This window comes from Bradyrhizobium sp. CIR48 (assembly GCF_014198315.1).
Classification (GTDB): Bacteria; Pseudomonadota; Alphaproteobacteria; order Rhizobiales; family Xanthobacteraceae; genus Bradyrhizobium.
On the sequence record NZ_JACIHG010000007.1, the window covers coordinates 328730 to 346099 of the forward strand.

The 17370-nt window shown below is 65.8% G+C and carries 14 protein-coding genes; 6 read left to right on the forward strand and 8 right to left on the reverse strand.

Features of this window, described 5'->3' with window-relative positions:
• Positions 1–37 precede the first annotated feature (37 nt).
• Complete coding sequence (locus tag GGD66_RS23105) at positions 38–1021, forward strand: VOC family protein (protein ID WP_177237278.1); 984 nt, start codon at positions 38–40, stop codon at positions 1019–1021.
• Between the two features lie 29 nt (positions 1022–1050).
• Here the strand turns inward: GGD66_RS23105 and GGD66_RS23110 are convergent, their stop codons facing one another.
• Positions 1051–1713, reverse strand: coding sequence for a response regulator transcription factor (locus tag GGD66_RS23110; RefSeq protein ID WP_018320653.1), 663 nt, complete (start codon positions 1711–1713; stop codon positions 1051–1053).
• Positions 1710–3092 (reverse strand): sensor histidine kinase, encoded by a 1383-nt coding sequence (locus tag GGD66_RS23115; RefSeq protein WP_183259082.1) that lies wholly within the window; start codon positions 3090–3092, stop codon positions 1710–1712. The genes GGD66_RS23110 and GGD66_RS23115 overlap by 4 nt, the downstream gene beginning before the upstream one ends.
• Before the next feature lie 191 nt (positions 3093–3283).
• Between GGD66_RS23115 and GGD66_RS23120 the strand changes: the two genes are divergently transcribed.
• Positions 3284–4201, forward strand: a complete 918-nt coding sequence (locus tag GGD66_RS23120; protein ID WP_183259083.1) for a DUF3280 domain-containing protein — start codon at positions 3284–3286, stop codon at positions 4199–4201.
• A gap of 74 nt (positions 4202–4275) precedes the next feature.
• Here GGD66_RS23120 and GGD66_RS23125 read toward each other — a convergent pair whose 3' ends face one another.
• Genes GGD66_RS23125 through GGD66_RS23135 form a run of 3 tightly spaced genes read right to left on the reverse strand, consistent with a single transcriptional unit; the run spans position 4276 to position 7308 of the window.
• Positions 4276–5307 (reverse strand): L-idonate 5-dehydrogenase, encoded by a 1032-nt coding sequence (locus GGD66_RS23125; protein ID WP_183259084.1) that lies wholly within the window; start codon positions 5305–5307, stop codon positions 4276–4278.
• A gap of 21 nt (positions 5308–5328) precedes the next feature.
• Entirely contained in the window at positions 5329–6096 is a 768-nt protein-coding gene (locus GGD66_RS23130) for a glucose 1-dehydrogenase (RefSeq protein ID WP_091957176.1), read from the reverse strand.
• A gap of 12 nt (positions 6097–6108) precedes the next feature.
• Positions 6109–7308 (reverse strand): mandelate racemase/muconate lactonizing enzyme family protein, encoded by a 1200-nt coding sequence (locus GGD66_RS23135; protein ID WP_183234569.1) that lies wholly within the window; start codon positions 7306–7308, stop codon positions 6109–6111.
• 182 nt (positions 7309–7490) lie between these two features.
• On the opposite strand from GGD66_RS23135, the gene GGD66_RS23140 reads away from it, so the two are divergent.
• Complete coding sequence (locus tag GGD66_RS23140; protein ID WP_018320647.1) at positions 7491–8258, forward strand: GntR family transcriptional regulator; 768 nt, start codon at positions 7491–7493, stop codon at positions 8256–8258.
• 24 nt (positions 8259–8282) lie between these two features.
• The gene (locus GGD66_RS23145; RefSeq protein ID WP_018320646.1) at positions 8283–9647 is read left to right on the forward strand and encodes an MFS transporter; all 1365 of its coding nucleotides are present in this window, start codon (positions 8283–8285) and stop codon (positions 9645–9647) included.
• A gap of 68 nt (positions 9648–9715) precedes the next feature.
• Here GGD66_RS23145 and GGD66_RS23150 read toward each other — a convergent pair whose 3' ends face one another.
• The 3 genes from GGD66_RS23150 to GGD66_RS23160 form a co-directional block, all read right to left on the reverse strand.
• The gene (locus GGD66_RS23150; RefSeq protein ID WP_026202394.1) at positions 9716–9952 is read right to left on the reverse strand and encodes a hypothetical protein; all 237 of its coding nucleotides are present in this window, start codon (positions 9950–9952) and stop codon (positions 9716–9718) included.
• Positions 9953–10080: 128 nt separating this feature from the next.
• Entirely contained in the window at positions 10081–11331 is a 1251-nt protein-coding gene (locus tag GGD66_RS23155) for an arsenic transporter (protein WP_183259154.1), read from the reverse strand.
• A gap of 81 nt (positions 11332–11412) precedes the next feature.
• A complete protein-coding gene (locus tag GGD66_RS23160; RefSeq protein ID WP_179738504.1) occupies positions 11413–13890 on the reverse strand; it encodes a PAS domain-containing sensor histidine kinase in 2478 nt (825 codons plus the stop codon).
• A gap of 204 nt (positions 13891–14094) precedes the next feature.
• Between GGD66_RS23160 and GGD66_RS23165 the strand changes: the two genes are divergently transcribed.
• Both GGD66_RS23165 and GGD66_RS23170 read left to right on the forward strand, forming a co-directional pair.
• Positions 14095–15186 carry a putative zinc-binding metallopeptidase gene (locus tag GGD66_RS23165; RefSeq protein ID WP_183259085.1) on the forward strand — a complete coding sequence of 364 codons (1092 nt, stop codon included), beginning with the start codon at positions 14095–14097 and terminating at the stop codon, positions 15184–15186.
• A gap of 163 nt (positions 15187–15349) precedes the next feature.
• Positions 15350–17365 (forward strand): acetyl/propionyl/methylcrotonyl-CoA carboxylase subunit alpha, encoded by a 2016-nt coding sequence (locus GGD66_RS23170; RefSeq protein ID WP_018320641.1) that lies wholly within the window; start codon positions 15350–15352, stop codon positions 17363–17365.
• Positions 17366–17370: the final 5 nt, after the last annotated feature.

A 17370-nucleotide genomic window follows, 5' to 3' on the forward strand; every position in this document is an offset into this window, starting at 1 on the left:
GCATTGCGGCACACGCGATGCCTTCGGGAGGAATTCGATGGAAATCACCGCGCTCGGCTATATCGCAATCAATTCCTCGCAGCTCGACCAGTGGGGCCGGATGGCGACAGGTCTGCTCGGCATGCAGCGGGTCGATCGCGGCGGCAAGATGTGCGCCTTCCGCATGGACGACCGCAAGCAGCGGCTGATCGTGGACGGCAGCAGCGATGCCGGCCTTGCGGTGATGGGATGGGAAGTTCCGTCCACGGCAGAGCTGGATCAATTGGCGGGACGGCTCGAAAGCCACGGCGTCAAGGTGACGCGCGGCTCGCGCGCGCTCGCTGACGAGCGGCATGTCGCCGAGCTGATTTCGTTCGCCGATCCCGCCGGCAACCGGCTGGAAGCTTTTTGCAAGCCGGAGCTTGCGTCCGAGCCCTTCAGGCCAGGCCGGCCGATTTCGGGCTTCCGTACCGGCGCGCTCGGCATGGGGCACGTCGTGCTCAATGTGGAGGATGTCGAGCCCCTGCTGCCGTTCTACCGCGACGTGCTCGGCTTCCACGTCTCGGATTTCGGACTGAAGCCGTACGGGCTGTACTTCTTCCACGTCAACGGTCGCCACCACAGCTTCGCGATGGTCGGCTCGGGGCGCAAGGCGATGCATCATTTCATGGTCGAGCTCGGCAGCCTCGACGATGTCGGACAAGGCTACGATCTCGCGCAGCTCGACGAAGGCCGCGTTGCCTACACGCTGGGCCGGCACACCAACGACCACATGACCTCGTTCTACGTGAACACCCCTTCCGGCTTCTTCATCGAATATGGCTGGGGCGCGCGCGTCATCGATCCCGAGACCTGGCAGCCGCATGAGACGTTCGACGGCCCGTCGCTGTGGGGCCACGAGCGCCTCCATATGCCGGAAGAACAGCGCAAGCGCCTGCGCGACATGCGGCTCGATGCGGCGGCGCGCGGCGTGCGCGTCGCCGATCCCCGCGTGCCGCCGCTTAACTGCGCGTGGCTGGACCACGTGGTCGCGCGCGAATGATCCGTGGCCGCGCGGCGTAGCCTGAACGCTCAGGCTTCGCCGAGATCGGGCTCGGTCAACAGTCCCTGGCGCAGCGCGAGGCGGACCAGCTCGATGTCGGAGCCGACGCCGAGCTTGTCCTTGATCAGGGAATGCAGGTTCGCCACCGTCTTCGGGCTGACATGCAGCGTTTCGGCGATCTCCTCCGTCGTCCGCTCGGCGAGCAGCAGCCGCATCACCTCGAACTCGCGGGCGGTGAGGACGTCGGCGGCCGAGCTTTCGCCGCCGAGCCGGCTCAGCGCCAACTCGTGGTCGATGTCGGGGCTGATGGCGATCTTGCCGGCGAGCACGTCCATCACGGCCCGCACCAGCGTTTCCGGCGGGCTGGTCTTGGTGACATAACCTCTGGCGCCGGCGCGGATCGCCTGCACGGCGAAGCCCGCATTCTGATGCATGGTGAAGATGAGGATCCTTGCGCCCTTGTCCCATTGCCTGATCCGCCTGACCGCCTCGATGCCGCCGATGCCGGGCATGCTCAGATCCATGATGACGAGGTCGGGTGTCTCGGATTTGTAAAGACGATAGGCCTCCGCGCCGTCGGCGGCCTCGGCGATGACGCGCAGGCCCGGCTGCTTCTGGAGCACGGAGCGATAGCCCTCGCGGACCACGGAATGGTCGTCGACCAGCAGGATCGAAGCATCGGCCGCGCTCATGCCGCATGCTCCAGCACCTGCCGATCGGCGGCGGTGAGCGGAATGACGACGCGCAGCGCCGAGCCGCCGTTGGCACCGACTTCGAAGCTCATCCGGCCGCGCAAGGCCGCAACGCGCTCGCGCATGCCGAGCAGGCCCATGCCGGATTTGACCGACGCATCGCTCGGCCGACCATCGTCGTCGATGGCAAGCGCGATCTCGTCTGCCGCCATCGTCAAATGCAGTTCCACCTGGGTGGCGCCGGCGTGCTTGGCGGCGTTGGTGAGCGCCTCCTGCACGATGCGGTAGAGGTTGGCGCTGATCGCGGCGGGCAGAGTCTCGACCGCGCCGTCGAAATGGATCGAAAAGCGCGTCTCGCCGCGGCTGCGTCCGTTCCAGCCCGCGACGAGGCCTTCCAGGCTTGCAACCAGCCCGAGCTCCTCGACGTCGGGCGGGCGCAGCCGGAACAGCGCGCCGCGCAGCGTCTCCATCATGCTGGTCGCGGTCCGCGCGATGCCATCGCATTCGCCGAGCAAAGCGGGGCAGTCCTGCGCGGCGGTCTGGCGGGCGGAGGAGGCGAGGGCGCGGATCGCGGCCAGCGACTGGCCGAACTCGTCATGCAGCTCGCGCGCCAGATGGCGGCGCTCGTCGTCCTGCAGCGCGATCAGCTTGCGCGTCAGCTCGCTGCGCTCGGCGAGCGCATTGTCGAGGCTTTCGGCGAGATGGTTGAAGCCGTCGCGGATCGCGGAGAGTTCGGCCAGATCGAACGGCGGCAGCCGCGCCGAGAGGTCGTTGGCGGCGATCCGCTCGAGGCCGGTGCGGATCAGGCGGGTCGGGCGCAGCGCGCGCGCCAGCGCGGCGTAGACCAGCAAGCACAGCAGCGGCAGCGCGATCGCAAACGCAATCATCAGGCGGCCGGCCTCGTGCCAGGCCTCCGCCGTCTGCACGGCCGGATCGACCGAGACCACCGTCTCGCCGAGCTTGGCGCCGCGCACGATCACGGGCCGTGCCGCTTCGCGGCCGGGGTCGAACAGGCTGCGATAGAAGGCCGCGAAGACCTGCGGCGACGGGCTCGCCGGGGCAGGCGCACCGCTGCAGAATCGCTGCAGCATCTCGCCGCTCGGGCCACGGAAAGCAAGACACAGGCCGGGCGTCATCACATAGGCCGCGACGGGATCAAGGTTGGGAAAGTCGCGCGGGCCGGCCACCCACTGGATCTTGCCCTGTTGCAGCTCCAGCGACTTCGCCACGATCGCGGCGATGCCGTCGATGCGCGCGTGCACCGCGCGATCGGCCGCGATCAGGAAATAGGCGGAGATTGCGGCGAAGCAGGCGGCCGTTATGGCGGCCACGCGCAACGTCAGACGGACCTTGAGATCGAATCTCGGACGGTTCCACATCGGGCAGCACCTAGCGCGAACAGGCTTGTCGCCGCCGCATTAAACGGCAGAACGCCAGCCGCGCAAAGTGCCACGCGTTACCGCAGTGCAACGACGTGAAATTTTCCCGGCGCTCGCCGGGACGGCCCCCGTTGCAGGGTGTCAGGCTGCCGCCGAGATTTGCCAACCGCTCCATCTGCGAGGCCACGCTCATGCACCTCTCCCGGTTGATCCTCCCTGCTTTTCTCCTTGCTGTCCTCGTGGGTGTCCGGCCTGCCGGCGCGGGCACCGAGGCGGCGGCCGCCGCACCGGCCGGCGTGTCGATCGAGGACTTCCAGTATCTGGATACGTCCGGCGAGCCGGTCGACCAGACCGCCGCCCACGAGAAGCAGCTGGGCGCGTTCATGGCCGCGCTGCGGCGGGATGTCGGGGCCGACAAGCGCTACCAGCTTACGCCCGCCGGGCAAGCCGATGCAAAATTCAAGGTCGTCGGCGGCGTCCAGAAGACGAGCACGCTGGTGCAATGGGCGCGGGTCGCCGTGATCGATACCGCGGCCAAGAAGGTCCTGTTCGAGAAGCTCTACACATTCCGCGGCGACAACGACGAGGCCTGGGACCGTGCCGAGGCGTTCCTCGCCCGCGAGGTCATTGCGGCGCTCGGCACGCCTGCGCCGGTCGCGCTCGCCGTGTTCGATTTCGAGCTGGAGGACATGACGGCCGCATCGGGGGGCACCTCGGCCGCTTCGGACGCATCGTACCTCGCCGAGACCACCGGCGGCGTGCGTGACGTGCTCGGCCAGTCCGGCCGCTACCGCATCGTCGACGTCGGCAGCGCGAGCGGCGAGGCGGCGAAGGCGCGCGCGTTACGCGACTGCGGCAGCTGCGAGGCCGCGATTGCAAAAGAGCTCGGCGCGGATCAATCGCTGATCGGCGTGGTGCGGCGGGTCAGCCGCACCGAATACACCTTCGGCTTCCAGCTGCGCGACGCCCGCACCGGCGCGGTGCTGGCGCGTGGCGACAGCGGCCTGCGCCTCGGCGCGGACTATTCCTGGAAACGGGGCGCGGTGCGGCTGGTCGGCGATCGGCTGATCGAGAGCCAGCAGGCTGCCGGCGCAGCTAAAGAGCGATGAGACTCATCGCTCTTTAGATCTTTGTTTGAGCATGATCTTTTCGGAAAACCGCTGCACACTTTTCCGGATCATGCTCAGAAAGTAAGCTGCACCTTCATCGACTGCGAGCGGTCGCTGGCGAGCTCGAACGCGGCGACCGCGTTCTCGAATGGCATGGTGGCCGTGATCAGCGGCTTCACGTCGATCAGGCCTTCGCCCATCAGCCGTACCGCGAGCTCGAACTCGGGATCGAAGCGGAAGGTGCCGCGGAGCTGCAATTCCTTGGCAACGATGGAATTGATCGGCAGCGTCATCTCGCCGCCGAGGCCGAGCTGCACCAGCGTCGCACCTGGGCGGAGCACGTCGAGCGCGCTGCGCAGCGCCGCCTGATTGCCGGAGGCTTCGAACAGCGTGTCGAACACGCCCTTGCCGGCGCGCCAGGGATCGAGTGCGCTGGCATTGGCTGCGACATTGATGGCGTGCGTCGCGCCGAGTTTCCTGGCGACCGCGAGCGGCGCCTCGGCCACATCGGTCACCACGATCTCGGCGGCGCCGCCGAAGCGCGACACCAGGATCATCAGCGCCCCGATTGGGCCGCAGCCGGTGATCAGCACGCGCTTGCCGAGCAGGGGGCCGGCCTGCTTGCCGGCATGCAGGCACACCGCGAGCGGCTCTGCGACCGCGGCTTCCGCCAGCGAGAGCTTGTCCGCGATCGGCACCGCCTGCGTGGTTTCGACCGTGATGAACTCGCGAAAGCCGCCTTGCACATGAGGGAAGCGCATCGCACTGCCGAGGAAGCGCATGTCGACGCACTGGTTGCGCATGCCTTCCTGGCAATGCAGGCACTGGCCGCATGGCCTGCTCGGATTGACCGCAACGCGCGTGCCCGGTTTCACGCTGGTGACGCCGTCACCGACGGCCGCGACCACGCCGGCGATCTCATGGCCCAGCGCCATTGGCTGCTGGATGCGCACCACGCCGAAGCCGCCGTGATGGTAGTAATGCAAATCGGAGCCGCAGATGCCGCCATTGGCGATCTTGACGCGGACCTCGCCCGGGCCGGGGGCCGGATCCGGGTAAGTGTCGATCCGCAGATCCTTCGGGGCGTGGATGACGACAGCGCGCATGGCTTGCTCCTGGTTCGCGGATCACATCGCGGCGATCATGCCGCCATCGACATAGATGATCTGGCCGTTGACATAGGTCGAGGCGTCCGACGCCAGGAAGATCGCGGCACCGACCAGCTCGTCCGGCTTGCCCCAGCGCTTGGAGGGGATGCGGCCCATCAGCCAATTGTTGAAATCGGTGTTGTTGACCAGCGCCTCGTTCATGTCGGTCAGCATGTAGCCGGGGCCGATCGCGTTGGCCTGGATGCCGTGCTGGGCCCATTCCACCGCCATCGAGCGGGTGAGATTCTTGATGCCGCCCTTGGCCGCGGTGTAGGGCGCGATGGTGGGCCGGGCGAGCTCGCTGCCGAGCGAGCCGATATTGATGATCTTGCCGTGCTTGCGCGGGATCATGCGCTTGGCGGCCTCGCGGCCGATCACGAAGGCGCTGGTGAGGTTGGTCTCGATCACCTTGCGCCATTCGTCGGTGGTGAACTCCACCAGCGGCTTGCGGTGCTGGATGCCGGCATTGTTGACGACGATGTCGACCGCGATGTTCTTCTTGTCGAAGTCGTTGAACGCCGCGACGATCGCGGGCTCGTCGGTGACGTTGAAGGCTGCGCCTTCGGCCTGATGCCCGGCGGCCCGAAACTCGGCGACAGCCTGCTCGACTCGCTTGGGATCGACGCCGTTGACGATGATCTTCGCGCCGGCCTTGGCCATGCCTTCCGCGATGGCGCGGCCGAGGCCGCGGGAGGAGCCGGTCACGAGCGCCGTGCGCCCGGAGAGATCGAAAAGAGAGGTGCTCATGTCAGAAAGTCCTTAGACGTTGGAGCGGCGCACGGTGAGATCTGAGCGGTCGAATACGGCGGGCAGAAGGTCGACGCCGAGACCGGGTCCCTCCATCGGATAAACAAAACCGTCCTTGATCACGGGCATGGTGGTGACGAGCTCATTGTACCAGCCCTTGTAGAAGGCGCGCACCGATTCCTGGATCAGGGTGTTGGGCTGGCTGAACGACATGTGGATGGCGGCGATGAAGCCGATCGGGCCGATGCAATCGTGCGGCGCGAAGGGCCGGTGATAGGTCTCGGCCATCGCCGCGATCTTGCGGCCCTCGGTGAGACCGCCGGTCCAGCAAAGATCCGCCATCACCACGTGCATGGCGTCGCGGTCGAGCATGTCCTTGTAGGGGAAGCGCGAGCCAAGCGTCTCGCTGGCGCAGACCCAGACGTCGGTCGAGCGGGCATATTCGGCCAGCGCCTGCGGCGAGTTCATCCGGATCGGGTCTTCGTACCAGGTCGGCTTGTAAGGCTCGAGCGCACGGGCGATCTGCTTGGCGGTCGGCAGATTCCACAGCGAGTGGAGCTCGACCATGATCTCCATCTTGTCGCCGACCGCTTTGCGGATCTTCTCGAACGGCTCGATCGCCTGCTTCATCTGCGCGGCGGTGATGTAAAGGCCCTTGTTCTCCTGCGCCGCCGGATCGAACGGCCAGATCTTCATCGCGGAGATGCCGCTTTCCAGCAGGCTCTCGGCCAGTGCATCGGCGTGATTCATGAAGCCATCAAGGTCTTCATAGGGGCCCTTGGACGCCCCGAGATTCCAGTTCGCGACCGGGCTGATATTGGTCGAGCGGACATATTGCGTGCCGGCGCAGGTGTTGTAGATGCGCTGCTTGTCGCGGCAGAGGCCGCCGAGCATCTGGTGCACCGGCTGACTACAGACCTTGCCGAACAGGTCCCACAGCGCGATGTCGATCGCGGACGCCGCGCGGTATTCGACGCCGGTGGAGGACTGCGCCATCGGCAGGTTCAGCATGTCGCGGTGGATGGCTTCGATGTGCAGGGGATTGCGGCCGAGCAGGCGGCCGGCGAAGGTGTCGTGGATCTGCGCCTCGACCGCGCCCGCGCCATAGAAGGTCTCGCCGAGCCCGATCACGCCGGTGTCGGTGTGGATTCGCACCCAGATGACGTTGGAGAATTCCTCGGTGCGCAGGGTCTCGATCGAAGTGATCTTCACTGCAACAGTCCTCCCATGATAAGGCGCCTCGCGCCCGTCTTGTTGTTCGTGTCTATGCCGGTCAAAACCGGCGATGCCGGCGGGCAGTCATACGCCCGCTTGTAATATATCACAACATGTTTTAAGGATATCACAAATAAGCCGCCGCTCGGCAGCGCGAGCAGGGTGGCAGGGAGGACGACATGGCACGGCGCAAGCGCGCGCTCGAAGTGGTGAGAAGCGACGATGACGGCGAGGGCAGGCCCTCCCGGCGCAATCGCCTCAACTTCTTCGAGCTGGCCTATCAGAGGATCGAGGAGCTCCTCGTTCATTGCGAGCTCAAGCCCGGTCAGTTCATGACCATGCTGGAATTGCAGCAGATCACCGGCTTCGGACGCACGCCGGTGCACCACGCCGTCAATCGTCTGTCCGCCGATACGCTCATCATCATCCGTCCGCGCCACGGCCTGCACATTGCCCCGATCGACCTTGCACGCGAACGCATGCTGCTGGCCTTGCGCCGCGACATGGAGCGGTTCGTGATCCGCCTTGCGGCCGATCGCGCCAGCCTCTCGCATCGCAATCAGGCGCTGCACATCGAGCGTCTCCTGCGCGAGCGCCGCGCCAGCCTCACCCTCGACGAATTCAACAGCATCGACCGCCGCATCGACGCGCTGGTGCTGGAAGCCGCCGGCGAGCCGTTCCTGGTGCACACGCTGCGGCCGCTGCACACGCTGTACCGGCGCATCGGCTACATCCACCACCGCTTCATGCCGGGGCAGGCCGATCTGTCGGGCACGATCGATTGTCATCTCGCCATTCTCGCCGCGGTGGCCAGCCGCCGCGTCGATGACGCTGTGAAGGCGAGCGATGCGCTGATCGACTACATGGGCGAGATATTCACTGGCATGGAAGCGGGGATCGATCCGCGCCTGCTCGATTGCAGCATCGAGCCGCTGCTCGGCACGTAGCGAGTTTTGAAAAGAGGACCAAGCATGACAACGATGGCGATGCCACAACCGACCGCGAGCGAAGCCGCGGTCCGCTACCTCATCACGAACTACAGTCCCAAGGGCAACAAGGTCGGCTGGCTGATGATGGCCTCGATCCTGGTCGAAGCCTGGGACCTCTATTCGATCGCCTTCGTGCTGATCTTCATCAAGGAGCAGTACAATCCCACGGCGCTGATGCTGGGCCTTGCCGCGGCGGGCACGCAGGGCGGGGCCCTGATCGGCGCGCTGCTGGGCGGCTGGCTGTCCGACAAGATCGGCCGCCGCGTCATGTTCCTGGTGACGATGGTGATGTTCATCGTGCTGGCGCTGGCGCAGGCCTTCGTGCCTGACGTCACCTGGCTCATCGTGATTCGCTTCCTGCTCGGCATCCCGCTCGGCTCGGACATCTCGACCGGCTACACCTACATCATGGAATCCATGGCCAAGGGCGAGCGGGAGGTCATGGGCAATCGCTGGCAGTTCATGTTCGCGGTCGGCGAGGTCCTGACCATCGGCGTTATCGTGATCTTCCTCTTGATCGACATGCAGCACGAGATGCTGTGGCGGGTCACGCTCGGCCTCGGCGCGGTGCCGGCGCTGATCATCCTTCTGATGCGCCACGACGTGCCGGAGACGGCGGTGTGGCTGGTGCAGAAGGGACGTTACCGCGAGGCCAAGCAGGTCGCGCGCGAGATGTTCAACGACAATCTCGACATGCTGCCGAATCATGACGTGGTGGTTCCCAAAACCAGCACCCGTGCGTTCCTCGCCGACCTCAAGAAGGACCCGATTCGCTGGCGCGCCACGCTGTATGGCTGGATCGCCTGTTTCACCCAGGCGAGCGAGTTCTCCACCTTCGCGTTCTATTTGCCGGTACTGTTCGTGATGGTCGGCGTGTCGAGCGTGCTCGGCATCAACCTGGTGACGATGGCGCTGTTCTCCTTCGCCGCTCTGTCCGGCTGGGTCGGGCCGCTGCTGACGCCGAAGATCGGCCACCGCGGCATCGCGATCGCCGGCTTCTCGATCGTGTTCGCCTCGCTATTGGTCGCGGCCTTCGCGCTCTACACCGATAACAAGATCCTGCTGCCGTTCGCAGCCGCCGCGATGCTGTGGGGCCATTACTGGGACGCGTCGAACTGCATGACGATCCCGACCATGGTCGCCAAGCCGAAATATCGCGGCACCGCCAGCGGCTTCGCCTACATGTTCGTGAAGCTGCCGTCGTTCCTGGCGATTTTCCTGTTCCCGACGGTGTTCGCCGCGATCGGGCAGGCGAATGCCACGCTGATGGTCGCGATCTTCCCGCTGATCGGATTGCTCGCCGCGATCTTCATCCTGCCGGAAGTCTACGGCTACGAGAACGACTGACGATGCGCTTCCCGGTCGCGGCGTCGTCGCCGCGATCGGGACTGATTTCGGAACGCTGGGGCCGGCGACTACGGGCTCAGGAAGACCGGATCGATGCCCATGCCATGGCCGAGCAGGCCGAGCGCCTGAAGCTGGGCGGAGTGGAGGTCGACCTCCACGATGACGAACAGTGTGAACAACGCCACTGCGGAGAAGACCAGCAGGGGATGGGCCGTCTCGACACCGCTCTCGCTTGCTGCGGTGAGGCTCCGGATCGCGCGACGCAGAAAGGAGCTCTGCGGCAACGCTTTCGATTGGATCTGCATGATGAACCTTCCTTGCCGCGTCATATCCGTCTGATTGGCACGACAATGGAATTCTAGCCGCAGCGTCGCTGCCGGCATTGACGCACCGCAAATAGCTTGCGCTTAATTTCGAAGGCCGGGGGCCTGCGTTACCTGATTGCCGCTGCCAGCGCAGCGATCAGAGCGGGCGGCGTCACCACCAGGCCAAGCTTGAGGAACGGCCAGGCGCCGACCTCGATCTTCTCCCGCCGGAGCGCGACCAGCCAGAGGATGGTGGCGAGCGAGCCGGTCACCGACAAATTGGGGCCGAGGTCGACGCCGATCAGGATGGCGCTGACGACAGGCGCGGGCAGATGATCGCTGGACGCGACCGAGCCAGCGACGAGGCCCACGGGCAAATTGTTGGCGATGTTGGTCGCGATTGCGGTCGCGATGCCGACGCTCCAGGCGGCTTGCGGGACGGATTGCGCGACTGCTTCATGCAGCAGCGCGCTGAGCTGCGCGATCACGCCGGTCTTGACCAGCGCCTCCACCATGACAAAGAGCCCACCCACCAGCGGCAGCACGCTCCAGGACACGCCGCGCAGCACGGGCAATGGCGACTGCCGGCTGAGCAGCAGCACGATCGCGGCTGTCACGCCGCCGCAGATGAAGGTCGGCAGGCCCAGTTGCTTGTCCAGCGCGGACGCCGTGATCAGCACGGCGCCGATCGCGACGATGCCGATCGCCGTCAGCTTGCCGCCGCGGCCGAGTTTTGGATGCGGCACGCGGCGCGCAATCGTCTCCTCTTTCAGGGCCCGGTGCTGGGTCAGGCGCAGCACGACGTAGGTCAGCAGGATGGAGGCCGCCGAGGGCAGGGCGAACATACGCAGCCATTCCGTCAGGTGCGGCATACGCGCACCGAACACGACGAGATTGGCGGGATTGGAGATCGGCAGCACGAAGCTCGCGGCATTCGCGATGAAGGCGCAGACGAAAAGATAGGGCAGTGGCTTGGCGCCGGCTGCGCGCGTTGCGGCATAGACGGCGGGCGTCAGCACGATCGCGGTGGCATCGTTGGAGAGCAGCACCGTGACGAGCGTGCCGACGAGATAGATCAGCAGGAACAGCCGTTGCGGCGAGCCGGCCGCGTATTCGACCGCGAGCGCGGCGAGATAGTCGAACAGGCCCTCGAGGCGCGCGAGCTCGGCGATCAGCATCATGCCGATCAGGAAGAGATAGACGTCGAGGCCTTTTTCGATGCCGGCAAGCGCGTCTTGCCACGGCAGCAAGCCTGATAGCACCAGGACGCTCGCGCCGATCACCGCCCAGACCGCCTCGGGCAGGCGAAAGGGGCGGATGATGACGCCTGCTGTCGCGACGACGATGATGCTCCAGGCCCAGATGGCGTCAGACGGCACGGTCGGCAAGTTGATCTCCGGAAAACCGCTCCTGACTACCGTGCCCCGGATCGATCCGCCAGCCTCAAATCTCGGCTCGCGTCACCGCGCCACCGATAGCTTCTCCGTGATCGCCTTGCGCAGGATGCGTGAGAGCGATTCCACCGAATACGGCTTCTGGATCAACTCGAAACCGCGATGGGCGTTTTCGGCGAGCACGTTGCTGTACCCGGAGGTGAGCACCACGGGCAGGCCCGGATAGCGCTCGCGGATGATGCCGGCGAGCTCGACGCCGTTCATGCCGGGCATGATGACGTCGGAGAACACGAGGTCGACGGCAAATTCGTTCTCGCCGAGGATCGCCAGCGCGGCGTTGGCGTTGGCAACGCGGCGAACGACGTAGCCGAGATCTTCCAGCAGCTCGGTGGAGAAGCGGCCGACCTCGTCGTCGTCCTCGACCACGAGCACGCGATAGCCGCGCCCGGTGGCCGCGGCCTCATGGGTCAGCGCCGCGGCCTCCTTGTCGGTCGCGGGGCTTTGTGCCTGCGGCAGATAGATGGTGAAGGTCGCGCCTTTGCCCTGGGTGCTCGTCACCGCGACGTCGCCCTCGGACTGCTTGGCGAAACCAAAAGCCTGGCTGAGGCCGAGGCCGGTGCCCTTGCCGACCTCCTTGGTGGTGAAAAACGGCTCGAAGATCGAGTCGAGATGTTCCGGCGCGATGCCGCTGCCGGTGTCGGTGACGGAGATCGCGACGTAGTCGCCGCCGCGCGCCGATTGCGCGCGCAGGCTGGGAATCCCGGAAACCTTGCGCACGGCGATGATCAGGCGGCCTTCGCCGTTCATGGCATCTCGGGCGTTGATGGCGAGGTTGATCAGCGCGGCCTCGAACTGGGCGATGTCGGCGACGGTGAAGCAGTCGGCATCGTGAATCTCCACCGCGATGTCGATACGGCCGCCGACCAGCGGCCGGACCAGCTGCGCGACGCCCTCGACCTGGCTGCCGACGTTGAAGATCTGCGGCTTCAGCGGCTGCCGGCGCGCGAACGCCAGAAGCTGGGCGGTCAGTTTGGAGGCGCGCTCGACGGTCTCGGAGATGGCATCGACATAGCGGCGGCGGCGCTCCTCCGGCAGCTCGCGGCGGCGCAGGAAATCGGTGGCCGAGCGGATGATGGTGAGAAGATTGTTGAAGTCGTGGGCGACACCGCCGGTGAGCTGGCCGATCGCCTCCATCTTCTGCGACTGCCGCAGCGCTTCCTCGCCGCGCCGGCGTTCGGTGATGTCGACGGCTTCAGGGACGGCGCCGGTGATGTTGCCGTGACGGTCCAGCACGGGGCGCATGCCGAAGTCGAAATCGCGCTCGCCGATGGGAAGGCGCAGCCGCATCTCCAGCCGCACGGCTTCGCCCTTGAGCACGGTGTGGAAGGCTTCGCGCACCAGCGCGCTCATGCCCTCCGTCGCGCTGAACCAGGGCGTCTCCCACAACGGCTTTCCGATCACATCCGACGAGCTCGCCCCGATGCCGTCGAGTGCGGTGTTGTTGGCGTAAAGCAGCTCGCCCCTAAGATTGACCAGGCCCTGATACTGATTGCTGGTCTCCAGGATCGCGCGCAGCCGCGCCTCGTTGGATTCGAGCTGGGCGGTGCGCTCGGCGATGCGCTCTTCCAGCGTCTCGTTGAGCCGCCTGAGCTCGATCTCGGCCTGCTTGGCGACGGTGATATCGTGGGCGACGCCGATGAAGCCGATATGCTTGCCGGTCGGGTCCCAGCGCGGCTGCGATTCCGAGCGCAACCAGCGCCATTCGCCGCCGGCATTCTTGTAGCGCGCTTCCAGCACGAAGGGCTTGAGTGACGCTTCACCCTGGACCGATTGCTGCAGCACGTGCGGCAGGTCGTCGGGGTGCAGCACCTTGCGCCAGTCGAAGTCGATGGCCTGATCGTAGGGCAGGCCGACGAAATCGACATAGGCCTGGTTGGCGAAGGAGCGCTTGCGATCGAGCTTGGTCACCCAGATCGGCACCGGCGCGCTGTCGGCGATCAGCCGAAAGCGCTCCTCGCTCTCGCGCAGCGTCTCGCGCGCGAGCGCCTGGTCGGTCATGTCGATATGGGCGCCGACGAGGCGGATGGCGCGGCCGTCCTTGTCGCGCTCGATCTTGGCGACGACCCGGATCCAGCGGGTTTCGCCGTCATTGGGGCGGACGATGCGGTACTCGGCGCTGTAGTCTTCGCTCGTACCGGCGAGAGCCTCGATGAAGTGCTTGACGGTGGCGTCGCGGTCGTCGGGATGGATGCGATTGACCCAATCCTCGTGCGATTCCTCCGCAGCCTCCGGCGGCAGGCCGTGGATCATCAGGTATTCGGGCGAGCGGCGGTTCTTGAAGCCTTCGCGAAAATCGACCTCGACGCCGCCGACCTTGCCGATGCGCTGGATGCGCGCCAGCTCGGCCTCGCGCTCCTGGAGCGCGCGATAGGCGTTGTCGCGCTCGCGCGCGACGTCTTCGAGGTGTTGGCGCAGCCTTTCGGCAGCGATGGTCTCGGGCAAGGGATCGTTCAAGGCATCGGCCGTTGTCATGCGGGAGCGCACGTGCCGGACCGATATTCACACAGACGGAGCGTGATGGCCATTGTTTAGAGGGATTGGGCTGGGAAAGGCGCCATGAAACGGACGGCGGTGAAACGCTGGGTCTGGCAATTTGTTCCGGAGACTGGAACGATCGGCCGGCGGAGGCGTCTTCGCGAGGCGTCACGAACGTCTTTGATAAGGCTCTCTTTCCGAAGAGGATAAATCTTGAAGCTCTTTGTCTGCCAGGCCTGCGGCAACGTTCTCTATTTCGAGAACCGTGCCTGCGAACGCTGCGGCCATCGGGTCGCCTTCCTGCCGGAGAAGGAGACAATGTCGGCGATCGAGCCCGACGGAGAGGCCTGGCGAATCCTGGCCGACAAGGGCGAAAGCCGGATGCTGTGCCGGAATGCCGAGTACGATGCCTGCAACTGGCTGACGGATACGGGCGAGAGCAACGGCTATTGCCGCGCATGCCGCCACAACGGCATCGTGCCGGATTTGTCCGACCCCGCCCAGCTTGCCGGCTGGCGCGAGCTGGAGGTGGCGAAACACCGTTTGTTTTATTCCCTGATCCGCTGGAAGCTGCCGCTCCAGGCCCGGCAAGACGATCCCGAACATGGTCTGATCTTCAATTTCCTTGCCGACGATCCGAACAGCGCAGAGAAGGTCATGACCGGCCACGACAACGGCCTGATCACGATCGCGCTCACCGAGACCGACGACATCGAGCGCGAGCGGCGCAGGCTCGAGATGGGAGAACCCTACCGTACGCTGCTCGGGCATTTCCGGCATGAGGTCGGGCACTATTTCTGGGATGTGCTGGTGCAGGGCGGCGGCAAGCTCGAGGAATGCCGCGCGGTATTCGGTGACGATTCCGCCGATTACGGCCAGGCCCTGCAGCGTCACTATGCCGAAGGCGCGCCGCCGGATTGGCAGCAGAACTATGTCTCGGCCTATGCCACGATGCACCCCTGGGAAGATTTCGCCGAGACCTGGGCGCATTATCTTCACATCGTCGACACCCTGGAGATGGCCGCCGAGTTCGGCATGGAGGTGCGTCCCAAGGTCGACCGCGACGGGGAGTTGACGGCGCGCATCCGTTTCAACCCCTATGAGGCCAGGGACGTCGAGGCGCTGGTCAACGCATGGCTGCCCTTCACCTTCGCCATGAACAGCGTCAACCGCGCCATGGGCCTGCGCGACCTCTATCCCTTCATCCTGTCGCCCGCCGTGGTCGGCAAGCTGGGCTTCATTCATGGCCTGGTCCGGGACGTCGCCAAGTCTGGGAAGGCGCAGGACGCCGCAGGGCGTCCCTAGGGCTCGCCGAGCCCGTTTCGGTCTTGCGCTGGTACGCCAGATGGCCCGGATTTAGACCGTTGCCTCCGGCCCATTTTGATGTACCACGGGAGCCACACGGCCCGTCCCATAGGCTCCAACGGCCAGGGAAGGGTCCCGCCCAAGGTCGAGACTCAAGAAAAGCATGTTCAAACGCATTCTGATCGCCAATCGCGGCGAAATCGCCTGCCGGGTCATCAAGACTGCCCGCAAGATGGGAATCGAGACGGTCGCCGTCTATTCCGAAGCCGACCGCGACGCCCTTCATGTCGAGATGGCGGACGAGGCCGTGCTGATCGGCCCGCCGGCGGCAGCCGAGAGCTATCTGGTGATCGAGAAGATCGTCGAGGCCTGCCGCAAGACGGGCGCGCAAGCCGTGCATCCCGGTTACGGCTTCCTGTCCGAGCGCGAGGCGTTTCCGCGCGCGCTGGAGGCCGCCGGCATCGTCTTCATCGGCCCGAACCCCGGCGCTATCGCGGCGATGGGTGACAAGATCGAGTCCAAGAAGGCCGCCGCAAAAGCAAAAGTCTCGACCGTGCCCGGCCATCTCGGTGTCATCGAGGACGACAAGCATGCGGTCCGCATCGCCGACGAGATCGGCTACCCCGTGATGATCAAGGCCTCCGCCGGCGGCGGCGGCAAGGGCATGCGCATCGCCCATTCCAAGGCCGAGGTCGCCGAGGGCTTCAATCTCGCCAAGGCCGAGGCCAAGGCGTCGTTCGGTGATGATCGTGTCTTCGTCGAAAAATTCATCGTCGATCCCCGCCACATCGAGATCCAGGTGCTGGGCGACAAGCACGGCAACGTCATCTATCTCGGCGAGCGCGAATGCTCGATCCAGCGCCGCAACCAGAAGGTCATCGAGGAGGCGCCGTCGCCGCTGCTCGACGAGGCCACGCGCCGCAAGATGGGCGAGCAGGCCGTCGCGCTGGCCAAGGCCGTGAATTACGACTCCGCCGGCACCGTCGAGTTCGTCGCGGGGCAGGACAAGAGCTTCTACTTCCTGGAGATGAACACGCGCCTCCAAGTCGAGCATCCCGTCACCGAGCTCGTCACCGGCATCGACCTCGTCGAGCAGATGATCCGCGTTGCCGCCGGCGAGAAGCTCGCCATCGCGCAGAAGGACGTCACGCTGACGGGCTGGGCGGTGGAATCGCGCCTCTACGCCGAAGACCCGTTCCGCAACTTCCTGCCCTCGATCGGGCGGCTCGTGAAGTATCGTCCGCCGGCGGAAGTGAGCCACGACGGCATCACCATCCGCAACGACACCGGCGTGCAGGAGGGCGGCGAGATCTCGATCCATTACGATCCGATGATCGCAAAACTCGTCACGCATGCGCCCTCGCGCGCGGCCGCGATCGAGGCGCAGGCGACCGCGCTGGATTCGTTCTATGTCGACGGCATCAGGCACAACATCCCGTTCCTGTCGGCGTTGATGCATCATCCGCGCTGGCGCGAGGGACGGCTCTCGACCGGCTTCATCGCCGAGGAATTTCCCAAGGGCTTTGCCGTGCGCGTGCCGGAAGGCGAGGTCGCCCGGCGCATCGCCGCGGTCGGCACCGCCATTGATCACGTGCTCGGCGAACGCAAGCGGCAGATCTCCGGTCAGTTGGGCGGCCGCGTCGTGCAGCGCGAGCGCCGTCGCGCGGTCTGGCTCGACCGCCAGGAGATCCAGCTCGAGGTCGCGCGCGAAGGTGATGCGATCGCGATCCGCTTCGTCGATGCTGAGGGCAAGGCCGGCAATGCGCATCTGTTGCAGTCGCCGTGGAAGCCGGGCGATCCGGTCTGGCAGGGTACCATCGACGGCCACTTCGTCGCGGTGCAGGCGCGGCCGATTCCGAACGGCATTCGCCTCGCGCATCAGGGCGTCGAGGTCCCCGTCTATGTCTGGACCGAAGCGGAAGCGACCTCGGCGCGGCTGATGCCGGTGACGACGGCCTCCGACACCGGCAAGAAGCTGCTGTGCCCGATGCCCGGGCTCGTGGTCTCGATCGCGGTGACCGAAGGGCAGGAGGTCAAGGCCGGCGAGACGCTCGCGGTGGTCGAAGCCATGAAGATGCAGAATGTGCTGCGCGCCGAGCAGGACGGCACCGTGAAGAAGGTTCACGCCAGCGCGGGCGCGACGCTCGCGGTGGACGCGCTGATTCTGGAGTTTGCGTAAGGCGC